The organism is Flavobacterium anhuiense, from assembly GCF_001705175.1.
In the GTDB taxonomy this organism is placed as follows: Bacteria; Bacteroidota; Bacteroidia; order Flavobacteriales; family Flavobacteriaceae; genus Flavobacterium; species Flavobacterium anhuiense.
Genome location: NZ_CP016907.1, coordinates 1,826,523 through 1,839,651 on the forward strand (window position 1 = coordinate 1,826,523; position 13,129 = coordinate 1,839,651).

Genomic DNA, 13,129 nt, shown 5'->3' on the forward strand with positions numbered 1-13,129 from the left:
TTGATAACTCAAAACTATAAATTAAACCTCTGAATTTCAGAGGTTTTTTTGTGTTTATAACTGTTAGTTTTGAACTTTGTCAAAGTTTGAAACTTTGACAAAGTTGACAACAGTTTGTCATTTCGACGTAAAGAGAAATCTTCACGAGAAGCTCTACAAAGATTGGACAAATTGTTACGGAGTTATTTGTGAAGATTTCTCTTTACGTCGAAATGACAAGATTGTGGTAAAATTAAGCATAAAAAAAAGAGACACATTTCTGTATCTCTTTTTGAGAAATTGTTCGGATTCGAACCAATATATTTAATTAATTTTTTCTAAAAATTAGACATAAAAAAAACCTTCAAATTGCTTTGAAGGTTTTGAGGCATCGTCCGGATTCGAACCGGAGTAGGAGCTTTTGCAGAGCCCAGCCTAGCCGCTCGGCCACGACGCCATTACTTGAACGGTTGGCAAAAGTAACTAAAATCTTTAAATTTCAAAAGTTTCATAGTAACTATTTTAAAATTTTAGGATTTTAATTTTAAACATTACTTTCTAATTTCCGTCATTTTTATAGTAACTGACTCAACATCACCACCAATAGGCGGATTAATTTTAGAAACCCAAACTGTTGTTTTTTCTACAGTTTCTATCTCTGCCAATACTCTAAGATTGATTCTTTTGGCTACATGTTCTAATAAATGCGAACGAATTGCCATTTCTTCCGTCACAATTTTGTTCAAATGTACATAGTCAACAGTGTCTAAAAGATGATCTGTTTCTGCTGATTTCTGTAAATTGGTTTTAATTTTTAAATCTACTGTGTAATCAGATCCAATTTTTCCTTCTTCAATTAAACATCCGTGGTAAGAAAAAGTACGGATATTTTTCAGTTTTATAACTCCCATTTTTATGTTGTTTCACGTTTAAAGTTTCAGGTTTTGCGCTAGTTAAATAACTTTAAACCTGAAACCTGAAACCTTTTTTTTATCTTTGCTAAAATTACTATAAAATAATGGCATCAGAAGAGAAATCACTCAATTTTATTGAACAAATCATAGAGGAAGACGTAAAATCAGGTCTTTCAAATACTAAACTTCGCTTTCGTTTTCCACCAGAACCTAATGGTTATTTACACATTGGGCACGCGAGTTCTATTGCGTTAAATTTTGGTTTAGGAATTGATTATCAATCTCCTGTGAATTTACGTTTTGATGATACAAACCCTGAAAAAGAAGAACAGGAATTTGTTGATGCTATTAAAAAAGATGTAGAATGGCTAGGTTACAAATGGGCTGAAGAATGTTATGCATCAGATTATTTCCAACAATTATACGATTGGGCAGTTTTATTAATTAAAAAAGATAAAGCGTATGTTGACAGTCAATCTTCTGAAGAAATGGCGATCCAAAAAGGAACTCCAACAACTCCAGGAACTGACAGTCCATACAGAAATCGTTCTGTTGAAGAAAACTTAGATTTATTCGAAAGAATGAAAAACGGTGAATTTGAGGCTGGTACACATATTCTTCGTGCAAAAATTGACATGAAATCAACCAACATGTTAATGCGTGATCCAATTATGTACAGAATTTTACACAAACATCACCATAGAACTGGAGATGCTTGGAAAATCTACCCAATGTACGATTGGGCACACGGACAAAGTGATTATTTAGAGCAAATTTCTCACTCATTTTGTACACTTGAATTTTTGCCTCACCGTGAATTATACGATTGGTTTTTAGATCAAATTTTTGATGAAAATAAACTGCGTCCAAAACAAAGAGAGTTTGCAAGACGTAACTTATCACACACTGTTGTTAGTAAAAGAAAATTACAGCAACTAGTTAAAGAAAAGCATGTTAACGGCTGGGATGATCCAAGAATGCCAACTATTTCTGGATTAAGAAGACGTGGTTATACAGCTGCTTCTTTACGTAATTTTGCTAATACAATTGGTATTGCAAAACGTGATAATTTAATAAATGTATCGGTTTTAGAATTCTGTATTCGTGAAGATTTGAATAAAATTGCACCTCGTGTAATGGCTGTTTTAGATCCTATAAAATTGGTAATTACTAATTATCCAGAAGGAAAAGAGGAGTGGTTGGAAGCTGAAAATAACCAGGAAGATGAAAGTGCTGGTTTCAGAAAAGTGCCTTTTTCTCGTGAATTATACATTGAAAGAGAAGACTTTTTAGAAGAAGCTTCTGCTAAATTTTTTCGTTTGACTTTAGGAAAAGAAGTTCGTCTTAAAAATGCATATATCATTAAAGGTGAATCTGTTATAAAAGATGAAAACGGAAATATAACCGAAATTCATGTTACTTATGATACTGATTCTTTAAGCGGAAGCGGAACAGAAGCAAGCCAAAGAAAAGTATCTGGAACATTACATTGGGTTTCAATCAAACATGCATTGGAAGCAGAAGTTCGTTTGTACGATCGTTTGTTTACAGATGAAGCTCCAGACAGTTATAAAGAAAAGAATTTCTTAGATTTTGTGAATCCAAATTCATTAGAAATTGTAACTGGATATGTTGAACCAAGTTTATCAACTGCTCAAAATGAAGATAAATTCCAGTTTCAACGTTTAGGATATTTTACTGTTGATAAAGATTCAACTCCTTCAAAATTAGTATTTAACAAGACTGTTGGATTGAAAGATGCTTGGGAAGAAAAGGGTAAAAAAGAAGAAAACAGCATAAATAACTCTTTAAAAGAAATCAACAAATATTTTAAAGTTGAAACTAAAGCTGAAAGAATTGCAATTGAAAGTGCGATAGGCGATAACATTAAAAACATCTCTAGTTTTTCTCTTTTACAAAATTCTTTGAAGAAAAATATCAACAATAATAAGGCTTCGCTGTTGTTTTCTCAGTTTATTTTGAAATATTCAAACTGGAAATCAACAGATTTTGAAGAAGAAGATATTAAGAAATTATATTCAATGTCTTTAAAAAGTGAATCGACTTATGTGAGATCAAAAGCACTTTTAAATTTAAGAGATATTGAAAGTGAAGATTTGAGAAATCAATTTTCTGACGAAATTTTAAAATTATATTCAAATCCACCAAAAAATGCTTCTGAAAGAGAAATTGAAATTCTTTCTGAAATGGTGAAGAAATAATATCAACTAAATTTATGAAAAGCGCTTTTATAAGCGCTTTTTTTTATTATATAGAATAACTATTGAAAATAATAATTTTATAATTTTTATAAATTAAAAACGACTTTCATAAATTGATTTTAAAAGAAAATAAAAAAATGTCGGATAAGGAATTCATTTTTTTAATTTTTATCTACCTAGAAGCTTTATTTTGATTTTTGTCTTTTTTAGCTCCTAATTTTTCGCATCAAACTTTATAATATAGTTTTTATTAATGTTATTTATATGTTTAATTATATGTACTTATTATTTATAAAATCTATTATTTTTATAATTTTAATTTATTTTTTAGATTAAAAATGACTTTCATAAATTATCTTTAAGCAAGCATAAAAAATAGTTGAATAGAGAAGACCTTTTTTTGTTTTTCATCCCTTAAAATTCTTTATTTTAATTTTTTTGTTTTTCAGTTCTAGTTTTTTTCTCAAAAAACTGAAATTAAAGTTTTTTCCTATTTTTTAAGTTTTTAAATTCAATTTTTGTAATTATAAGTTTTGATTATTATTATAACTAAAAATTTAGATTATAATTATTATTTGTAAAACTGACTATAGAAGTTAAAACTATAGTTTTTTGTTATTTTTTTAAGTCTTTGATAATTATAAATTTTTATTATTTTTTTTTAAAATTTTTAGTTTTTAATTATTATTTATAAAAGTGATGTTAAATATAAAAATAATAGTTTTTATAAATTGATTTTAACCTTTATAAATTGATTTTAAGACGTTTTTTAAAGTGATTTGATAGATAACTCATTTTTTGAATTATTGTTTATCTAAAGCCTTTATTTTAATTTTTACTGTTATTTTAGTCAGTTTAACGGCTTGTTAACACACAATTGTTTATAAAGTTGCTATTTTTAACTCAATACCAAAAGTCAGAGATGATTTTTGTAAAAAATTAAAATTTGCCGTAAAGAATCTAAGTTGAAAATGTATTGTTTTTAGAAACTCGTAATTTTTATGACAATGGATTTTCAAAACTGATTTCCCAAAAAGACAATTTTATGTTCTCATTTTTATTATGATGCAATTTTGATAATATTTCCCGTAAAAGATATTTTTCAAATTATATTGTAATAACAAAATTCCATAATGTTGAATTTGAGTGAAAGTTTAGTTTTTAAATTTCAATTCTGACAATTTTTAATTTAAATCTAATTTATCATGAAAATTTTATATTTCGCAGTAGCACTATTATTTGCAAACGTAGCAATTTCACAAACACATCAAATTACAAAACACAATGGAGAACAGCTTGATGTAAATTTTATTAAAAACGAAAATGGTTTTGTTTATTATTCTTTAAATGGAAGTTCTGAACAAATCAAAATTAGCAAACATGCTGTTTCATCAATTACAAACAAGCAAACAAAACAAACTCAGAAAATTTCTGATAAAATAGTAGTTGATTCTAAAGACGATTACAAAATGGTAACTGTTCTTCCACAAGAAAAAACAATAGGACTGAAACAGGCAGCTAGTTTTACAGGAGTCTCAACAAGGACAAAAGGTGAACCGCCAATTGCAAATCAGAAACAGACTGCTATGAGAATCAAATCTAAATCGGCTTCAAATGGTTATCCTTTTGTTAGCATTGTCGAAAAAGCAGATGGTAAGTACGAAGCTGTGGCTTATATGTATTAATAAGATTGTTAATTTTTTGTAAATTACAAATAATCAAAGTTTTATCATTTTAAAAAAGAGTATCTTTATTAATAATTTTAAATTGTAACTACCATGTCTAAGAATTTAAATACAGCAGCAGCAATTTTAGCTGCAGCAGCTGCAGGAGCGGCGATCGGAATTTTATTTGCACCTGATAAAGGATCTAAAACTCGAGCAAAAATTAAAGAAGGTTTAGATGATGCAAGGCATAATTTGAAAGATTCTTTTGATGCAAGTTCAGAAGTTTTACGTGAAAAGTTTGCTCACGCAAAGAAAAACTTAGACGGAACGTATGATGATTTACTTTCGAATATGAGTTACAAAACAGAAGAAGTGATCACTTTTTTAGAAAGTAAACTTGCTGAACTAAAAGCACATAACGCTAAACTTCAGAAATAATATTTTTATAAAGCACATTACTTGCTTATTTTTATAAGACAGTTTTGTGCTTTTTTATTTAAAAAAATAGAATTTATGGCTTTTGAAGAATTAAAAGAAAACACTGAAAAAGTTCAAGATCAGGCTAAAGAATATATTGAAAGTCATTTAGCTTATTATAAACTTTGGGGTTTTAAGGTTGCAATGAAATCTACAACTTTGATCTTTAAGTTTACTTTGATTTTATTATGTTTCAGTATGGTTATGATTTTTGGATCTTTTGCCGCAGCGTATGCTTTTGGTTCTTTGTTTGGAAGTAATGCTCTCGGATTTTTGACAGTAGGAGGGATCTATTTGGTGCTGACTATTTTACTTTTCTTTGTAAAAGATAAAGTAGTAGAAGGGCCAATCTTGGAGAAATTTTCAGAAATCTTTTTTAATGATTAATTATGGAAAGAAAAAAATACTCTTCGTATGCTGAGATTGAAAGAGATCTGGAAATTTTGAAATTGGAAAAAGAAATCAATTATCAGAAATTGGTTTTAAGTTTTCAGAAAACAAAAGAAAGCATTACTCCACAAAATATTGTAAATGGTTTTATTTCATCTTACACAGGTTATGTCAAAAAATCATTTCCAGAAATTTTGCAATCCGTTTTACCATTTATTATCAATTGGTTTATAAATAGAAAAAGAGGCGATTAAGCCTCTTTTTGTTTTTCAATTATTGTTGAACATCTGGTTGAATGTCATCTTCGTAACCAGATTGTCTTGGCGTTTGTTTTGGTTTTTCAATTTTCTTATTTCCTTTTTTCATCATTTCGCCAACTTGGTTAGAAGCTGTAAAGGAAGCAACCATATTGTTCAACATATCACTTCCGGCTTGTGGAGAATTTGGAAGAAGAATTAAGTTTGAGTTTGTATCAGATCCGATAGATTGTAAAGTGTCATAATGCTGAGTAACTACAATTAGGGCGGAAGCTTCTTGAGAATTAATTCCAACTTGGTTTAAAACTTCAACACTTTCTACAAGACCTCTTGCAATTTCACGACGTTGATCTGCAATACCTTGACCTTGTAAACGTTTACTTTCTGCTTCGGCTTTTGCTTTTGCAACGATTCTAATTCTTGAACTTTCAGCTTCAAATTCTGCAGCAGTTTTTTCTCTATCTGCAGCATTGATTCTATTCATTGCATTTTTTACTTGAATGTCTGGATCAATATCAGTAACCAAAGTATTGATGATATCATATCCGTATGCAGACATTGCTTCGTTCAATTCGCGTTTTACTGCAACTGCAATATCATCTTTTCTTTCAAAAACATCATCCAATTTTAGTTTCGGAACTTCAGCACGCACCACATCAAATACATAAGAAGTAATTTGATCGTGTGGATATTCTAGTTTATAAAATGCTTCGTATACTTTTTCTTGTATTACTTTGAACTGAACCGAAACTTTCATTTTAATAAAAACGTTGTCTCTAGTTTTAGTTTCAATGATAACATCCAATTGCTGAATTTTAAGATTTACACGCCCGGCCAATCTATCAACCAACGGAATTTTAAGTTGTAATCCTGAATTTCTAACACTCTGAAATTTTCCAAATCGCTCGATAATAACAGACGATTGCTGTTTTACAGTAAAGAAAGACGACATAAAAATGAAGAATGCCAATACTAAAAAGATAATAAATGCTGTACTCATGGTTATTTAGTTTAATTTATGAATTTTGGTAAATTACGAAAATTCTTCTAAATTAAATTTTTTAAGCATTAAAAAAACGCTAACAACATTTTTTAAATGTTACTTAGCGTTTGCTTTTTTTAAACCATTAAGGTATTAAGATAATTAAGTCAAAACTTTGTCAAGACAATTAAGCTTTATGAACTTAAAAAACTTTCCTTTTTTTACCATTAAGTTGGGTTTAATTTTCTTAATATCTTAATGGTAAATTTTTTTTATAAAGTTGAAATTGCTTTCTGGATTCTAGAAATAGTTTCTTCTTTTCCAATGATTTCAACAATGTCAAAAAGGTGAGGACCTTTAAGAGCACCAACCAAACTTAGACGGAAAGGTTGCATTACTTTACCCATTCCGATTTCGTTTTTAGTTAACCAATCTTTTACGATTGCTTCAATATTTGCAGAAGTAAAATCTTCAATATTTTCTAAAACAGAAATCAATTCCTGCATTAAAGTTGGAGTTTCTTCTTTCCAGTTTTTGCTTGCTTTTTCATCGTATGATGTTGGAGATTGGAAAAAGAAATCAGTTAAATCCCAAAATTCTGATACAAAGTTTGCTCTTTCTTTTACAAGTGAAACAATGCGAGTTGTCACTTCGAGCGGAGTCGAGAAGCCTTTTTCTTCTAAAATAGGAGAGAAGGTTTTCGCTAAATCTGCATCATTTTGTTTTACTAAATATTGGTGGTTAAACCATTTGTTTTTTTCTGGATCAAATTTAGCTCCAGCTTTGTGAACTCTGTTCAAGTCAAAAGATTGAGCTAATTCTTCTAAAGAAAATAATTCTTTATCAGTTCCGTCATTCCATCCTAAAAGAGCAAGGAAGTTTACAACTGCTTCCGGGAAAAATCCCTTTTCTCTATAACCAGATGAAACACCTTCTTGAGTTTTCCATTCTAATGGAAATACTGGAAATCCCATTTTATCTCCGTCTCTTTTTGATAATTTTCCATTTCCAACTGGTTTCAAAATCAAAGGTAAATGTGCAAATTCTGGAGCTTCCCAACCAAATGCTTTGTATAATAAAACGTGAAGTGGCATAGAAGGCAACCATTCTTCACCACGAATTACATGTGAAGTTTCCATCAAATGATCATCTACAATATTAGCTAAATGGTACGTTGGCATTCCGTCACTTTTGAACAAAACTTTATCATCCAAAAGATTCGTTTCAAACTTCACATCTCCACGAATGATATCTTTCAAATGTAAAGTTTCATCAACCGGAGTTTTAAAACGGATTACATAATGTTCTCCATTTGCAATTCTTTTAGCAACTTCGTCAGCAGAAATTACCAAAGAAGTATCTAACTTTTCACGATTATGATGATTGTAAATAAATGTTTTTCCTTCAGCTTCGTGTTGTTTTCTATGTGCATCCAAAGCTTCCGGAGTATCAAAAGCATAATATGCCCAACCAGAATTGATCAGCTGATCTGCATATTGCTGATATAAATCTTTACGTTCGCTTTGTCTGTATGGACCAAATTTTTCATTTTTTCCAACCGTTTCCTCAGGAGCAATTCCTAACCATTCAAGAGCTTCCATAATGTAAGCCTCTGCGCCTGGAACAAAACGAGTTTGATCTGTATCTTCAATTCTCAGATAAAAAACACCGTTATGTTTCTTTGCAAATAAATAATTAAATAGGGCAGTACGAACTCCGCCAATATGTAACGGTCCAGTCGGACTTGGTGCAAAACGCACACGAACTTGCTTTGACATTTGTTTAAAATTTTGTTGCAAAGATACGACTTTCAATAAATTCAAATTTTTAAAAATTCCAAATTCCAAACTAGGTGAATCCTTAGAATTTGGAATTTAATTTTTTAGAATTTGAATCTTTATAATTACTACTTTTATAGGTTATAATTAAAACAGATTTATTTTGAAAACATCATCTGCTATATATCAAAAGTTAGAAGCTTTCATTAAGAAATATTATACCAACGAATTGATAAAAGGGATATTACTTTTTACCGGTTTTGGTTTATTGTATTTTCTATTTACGCTTTTTGTAGAGTATTTTCTTTGGCTAAAACCTATAGGAAGAACGTTTCTATTTTGGATATTTATTGCAGTTGAAGTTTTCCTTTTAGTCCGTTTAATTCTGTTTCCATTGTTTAAATTATTTAAACTTCAAAAAGGAATTGATTATACTCAAGCTTCAAAAATTATTGGAAATCATTTCACAGAAGTAAGTGATAAACTGACTAACTTTTTGCAATTGTCTTCTGAAAATAATGCTGAAAGTTCAGAATTGGTTTTAGCTTCAATAGAACAAAAAGCAAATTCTTTGCAACCAATTCCATTTGGAAATGCGATTAATTTTAAAGCAAATAAAAAATATTTGCCATTAGCTTTAGTTCCAATTTTGCTTTTTGCTGTGTTTTATATTTCTGGAAATAGCAATGTAATTTCTCAAAGTTTGAATAGAGTAGTGCATTTCAATTCTGCATTTTTACCACCAGCTCCATTTAAATTTGTGGTTTTGAATTCTAATTTGCAAGCAGAACAAAACAAAGATTTCGTGATCAAAATGGAATCTGTTGGAAACGTTGTTCCAGAAAATGTGATGATTCATATTGGTGATGAAAGCTATTTTATGGAATCTTCTCAACCTGGAAAGTTTGAATTTAAAGTAGAGAAACCAGTTGAGAATATTCAATTTTCTTTTGAAGGAAATTCGGTTATTTCTGAAGAATATGAATTGAAAGTGATCACAGTTCCATCGATTGCAAACTTCGAAATGGTTTTAAATTTTCCTTCTTATCTAAAGAAAAAATCAGAGACAATTCAAGGAACTGGAAACGCAATTGTACCTGAAGGAACCACTGTAACTTGGAAAATGAATACGAAATCTACCCAAGAAGTAGTATGGAAAAGAGATAATGAAGTATTTAAGTTCAATAAGGCCGAAAATGAGTTTAAATTGGCTAAAAATATAAGTCAAAATACCGAATATCAAATACTTACGTCAAATGATAAGGTTAAAAACTACGAAAAACTAGATTATCAGCTGTCTGTGATCAAAGATCAGTTTCCAACCATCAATGTAGGTCCTGCGCCAGACAGTTTGAAGCTTGATAAGAACTATATTCTAGGAAGATTGGGTGACGATTACGGACTTTCGAAATTACAAATTGTATACTACGAACGTAACAAACCACAGTCTGCTAAGCGTGGAAACATTCCTGTAAAGTCTGGAGTATTTGATCAGTTTGTTTTTAATTTTCCGAGTAACCTTCCAGTAGAAGAAGGAGTTTCATACGAATACTATTTTGAAGTTTTTGATAACGATGCACCACACGGATTTAAGTCTACAAAGTCTTCTACGTTTTCAGATCGTGTAGCAACAACAGATGAAATTCAGGATCAGGAATTACAACAGCAAAATCAAAACATCAATAGTTTATCTAAATCTTTGAAGAATCAAACGAAGCAGATTTCAGAAATGGATAAGCTTCAGAATACAGGAAAGGAAAAAGATAATTTAGAGTTTAAAGATCAGCAGAAGATTAACGATTTTATCAAACGTCAGAAACAACAAGACGAAATGATGAAACAATTTTCTGAGAAAATGAATCAGAATTTAAATAAATTCAAAGAGGATAAGAAGGATAAAATTGCCGAAGATTTACAAAAGCGTTTAGATAATGCACAGAAAGATTTAGAAAAGAATCAGAAATTATTAGACGAATTAAAGAACTTAAACGATAAATTAAACAGTGAAGAACTGTTTGATAAGATGGAAAAGTTCAAACAAATCAGTAAAAACCAATCTCGTAATTTAGAACAATTGGTCGAGCTAACCAAACGTTTTTATGTTTCAAAGAAAGCAGAACAAGTTGCAGAGAAATTAAATAAACTGTCAGAACAACAGGAACAGTTATCAAATAAAGAGAAAGAAAATACTAAAGAGAAGCAGGATGAAATCAATAAATCTTTTGATAAGATTCAAGAAGATTTAAAAGATTTGAAAGAGGAAAATAAGACTTTAAAAAAACCTTTAGATATTCCGTCTGATGCTTCAAAAGAGAAAGATGTAGACAATGATTTGAATAAAGCTTCTGAGGAATTGAGTAAAAAGAATACTTCTGGAGCTAAGCCAAAACAGAAAAGTGCGGCTAAGAAAATGAAGTCTATGACTCAGGAAATGCAGAGCGAAATGGAAGGTGGAGAACAAGAACAATTAGAAGAAGATGTTGCAATGCTTCGTCAGATTCTAGATAATCTTTTGGCTTATTCTTTATCACAAGAGGATGTGATGAAACAGTTTAAAGCAATGAAATTAGGTTCTTCAACCTTTACAAAGAATATCAAGATTCAACAGAATTTGAAACAGCAGTTCAGACATGTTGATGATAGTTTGTTTGCCCTTTCATTACGTAATCCAAAGGTAGCTGAAGATGTAACCAAAGAAATTGGGAATGTACAATACAACATGGACAAGGCTATAGAAACCTTAACCGATGTTCAAATTCCAAGAGGAGTTTCACACCAGCAATATGCAGTTTCATCTGCCAATAAGTTAGCGGATTTCTTAAGTGATTTATTGAATAACATGCAGATGTCTATGCCTAAACCGGGAGCTGGAAAACCTAAACCAGTAGACGGACAAGGAATGCAGTTACCAGATATTATTCAGAAACAAAAAGGTCTTGCTGATAAAATGAAAGAAGGAATGAAACCTGGACAGCAACCCGGAGATAAACCTGGAGAGGGTAAAGATGGGAAGTCTGGACAAGGACAAAACGGACAGGGTAAAGATGGTCAGGGCAAGGAAGGGCAAGGAAATAAAAGTGGCGATAAAGGCAATTCTGGTAAAGATGGAAAGAATGGAAAAGGGGAGAAGAACGGTAATGAAGGAAAAGATGGAGAAGGCGACGCAGAAGCAATAATGGAAATATACAAAGAGCAAGTTAAGCTTCGTGAAGCACTTCAAAAAGAATTAGCGAAGAAAGGTTTAGATACTCAAGGCAGATCTATTATTGATCAAATGAAACAATCTGAAAAGCAGATTTTGAATAAAGGATTTAAGAATGAGAACCTGCAACGTATTCTTAATATCCAGCAAGAATTATGGAAATTGAACAATGCAGTTCAGCAACAAGGACAAGATACACAAAGACAATCTGAAACAAATAAGGCAGAGTTTACAAATCGTTCCAATGCTTTACCAAGTTCACTATTGGAATATTTAAACAGTGTGGAGATATTAAACAGACAATCACTACCTTTGCGCTCGAATTTTAATCAAAAAGTTCAAGAATACTTTAATACAAAATGATAAATTTTAATTACGAAACAGATTTTACTTTAGGAGACGAGCAGGCTTTTAGTGACTGGTTAAGTGCTGTAATTGTTTCTGAAGGAAAGAATGAAGGCGAGATAAACTACATATTTTGTGACGATGAATATCTTCATAAAATCAATGTTGAATATCTAGATCATGATACTCTTACTGATATTATCAGTTTTGATTATACAGTTGGTAACGAGTTAAATGGCGATATTTTTGTTTCTGTAGAACGTGTTGCAGACAATGCAAAAGACTTCAAAGTTTCATTTGCCGAAGAACTTAAAAGAGTGCTGTCTCATGGTATACTACATTACTGTGGATATAAAGATAAGACAGATGAAGATGCTCAATTAATGAGGGCTAAGGAAGAGGAGAAGATGAAGATGTTTCACGTGGAACAGTAGTTAAACATCTTAAAAAAAAAAAAAAAATAATCTATGTTCCACGTGAAACGTTTTAGATTTTAAATTTTATAACGTTCCACATGAAACATATTAGAAGAAAGTAAAAGAATTTTATAACGTTCCACGTGGAACGTTAAAGTAAAGAATTTGAATAAAAGATTAAATCGTTCCACGTGGAACGATTTTTTAAGTTTGAGTTTAAAAGAAAAAGAATAAGATGTTTCACGTGGAACATGATTTTAAAATGGTCTTTGAAGTTTAGAATAGAAGTTTAGAATGGAAGTTTAGAATGGAAGTTTAGAATGGAAGTTTAGAATGGAAGTTTAGAATGGAAGTTTAGAATGGAAGTTTAGAATGGAAGTTTAGAATGGAAGTTTAGAATGGAAGTTTAGAATGGAAGTTTAGAATGGAAGTTTAGAATGGAAGTTTTTTAAAATGTTTCAAGCGAAATATTTTTGAAGATTTCAGTTTAAAGATTTTAG

At 30.4% G+C, this 13,129-nt stretch carries 10 protein-coding genes and 1 tRNA gene; 7 read left to right on the forward strand and 4 right to left on the reverse strand.

What is annotated here, in order from left to right; genetic code table 11:
* Positions 1 to 365 precede the first annotated feature (365 nt).
* Positions 366 to 436 (reverse strand) — tRNA-Cys (locus BB050_RS21835).
* 94 nt (positions 437 to 530) lie between these two features.
* On the reverse strand, positions 531 to 890 hold the full coding sequence (folB, locus tag BB050_RS07850) for a dihydroneopterin aldolase (protein WP_008465779.1): 360 nt from the start codon (positions 888 to 890) through the stop codon (positions 531 to 533).
* 107 nt (positions 891 to 997) lie between these two features.
* Between folB and BB050_RS07855 the strand changes: the two genes are divergently transcribed.
* The 5 genes from BB050_RS07855 (at position 998) to BB050_RS07875 (ending at position 5,903) form a co-directional block, all read left to right on the forward strand.
* Complete coding sequence (locus BB050_RS07855) at positions 998 to 3,115, forward strand: glutamine--tRNA ligase/YqeY domain fusion protein (protein WP_066033188.1); 2,118 nt, start codon at positions 998 to 1,000, stop codon at positions 3,113 to 3,115.
* Between the two features lie 1,205 nt (positions 3,116 to 4,320).
* Positions 4,321 to 4,800 (forward strand): hypothetical protein, encoded by a 480-nt coding sequence (locus BB050_RS07860; protein WP_066033189.1) that lies wholly within the window; start codon positions 4,321 to 4,323, stop codon positions 4,798 to 4,800.
* Positions 4,801 to 4,893: 93 nt separating this feature from the next.
* Positions 4,894 to 5,220, forward strand: coding sequence for a YtxH domain-containing protein (locus tag BB050_RS07865; protein ID WP_066033190.1), 327 nt, complete (start codon positions 4,894 to 4,896; stop codon positions 5,218 to 5,220).
* 75 nt (positions 5,221 to 5,295) lie between these two features.
* A complete protein-coding gene (locus BB050_RS07870; protein ID WP_066033191.1) occupies positions 5,296 to 5,646 on the forward strand; it encodes a competence protein in 351 nt (116 codons plus the stop codon).
* A 2-nt stretch (positions 5,647 to 5,648) separates the two neighbouring features.
* Entirely contained in the window at positions 5,649 to 5,903 is a 255-nt protein-coding gene (locus tag BB050_RS07875; protein ID WP_066033192.1) for a DUF6327 family protein, read from the forward strand.
* Positions 5,904 to 5,922: 19 nt separating this feature from the next.
* Here the strand turns inward: BB050_RS07875 and BB050_RS07880 are convergent, their stop codons facing one another.
* Both BB050_RS07880 and gltX read right to left on the reverse strand, forming a co-directional pair.
* Positions 5,923 to 6,906 (reverse strand): SPFH domain-containing protein, encoded by a 984-nt coding sequence (locus BB050_RS07880; RefSeq protein ID WP_066033193.1) that lies wholly within the window; start codon positions 6,904 to 6,906, stop codon positions 5,923 to 5,925.
* Positions 6,907 to 7,160: 254 nt separating this feature from the next.
* On the reverse strand, positions 7,161 to 8,666 hold the full coding sequence (gltX, locus tag BB050_RS07885) for a glutamate--tRNA ligase (RefSeq protein ID WP_066033194.1): 1,506 nt from the start codon (positions 8,664 to 8,666) through the stop codon (positions 7,161 to 7,163).
* Positions 8,667 to 8,829: 163 nt separating this feature from the next.
* Between gltX and BB050_RS07890 the strand changes: the two genes are divergently transcribed.
* Complete coding sequence (locus tag BB050_RS07890; protein WP_066033195.1) at positions 8,830 to 12,231, forward strand: DUF4175 family protein; 3,402 nt, start codon at positions 8,830 to 8,832, stop codon at positions 12,229 to 12,231.
* Positions 12,228 to 12,647 (forward strand): rRNA maturation RNase YbeY, encoded by a 420-nt coding sequence (gene ybeY, locus BB050_RS07895; protein WP_066033196.1) that lies wholly within the window; start codon positions 12,228 to 12,230, stop codon positions 12,645 to 12,647. Before BB050_RS07890 ends, ybeY begins: the two co-directional genes overlap by 4 nt.
* Positions 12,648 to 13,129 lie beyond the last annotated feature (482 nt).

Bases quoted from the DNA above. Each gene is read 5' to 3' on its own strand.
- folB (WP_008465779.1), bottom strand. From the start codon at position 890: ATGGGAGTTATAAAACTGAAAAATATCCGTACTTTTTCTTACCACGGA.
- BB050_RS07855 (WP_066033188.1), top strand. From the start codon at position 998: ATGGCATCAGAAGAGAAATCACTCAATTTTATTGAACAAATCATAGAG.
- BB050_RS07860 (WP_066033189.1), top strand. From the start codon at position 4,321: ATGAAAATTTTATATTTCGCAGTAGCACTATTATTTGCAAACGTAGCA.
- BB050_RS07865 (WP_066033190.1), top strand. From the start codon at position 4,894: ATGTCTAAGAATTTAAATACAGCAGCAGCAATTTTAGCTGCAGCAGCT.
- BB050_RS07870 (WP_066033191.1), top strand. From the start codon at position 5,296: ATGGCTTTTGAAGAATTAAAAGAAAACACTGAAAAAGTTCAAGATCAG.
- BB050_RS07875 (WP_066033192.1), top strand. From the start codon at position 5,649: ATGGAAAGAAAAAAATACTCTTCGTATGCTGAGATTGAAAGAGATCTG.
- BB050_RS07880 (WP_066033193.1), bottom strand. From the start codon at position 6,906: ATGAGTACAGCATTTATTATCTTTTTAGTATTGGCATTCTTCATTTTT.
- gltX (WP_066033194.1), bottom strand. From the start codon at position 8,666: ATGTCAAAGCAAGTTCGTGTGCGTTTTGCACCAAGTCCGACTGGACCG.
- ybeY (WP_066033196.1), top strand. From the start codon at position 12,228: ATGATAAATTTTAATTACGAAACAGATTTTACTTTAGGAGACGAGCAG.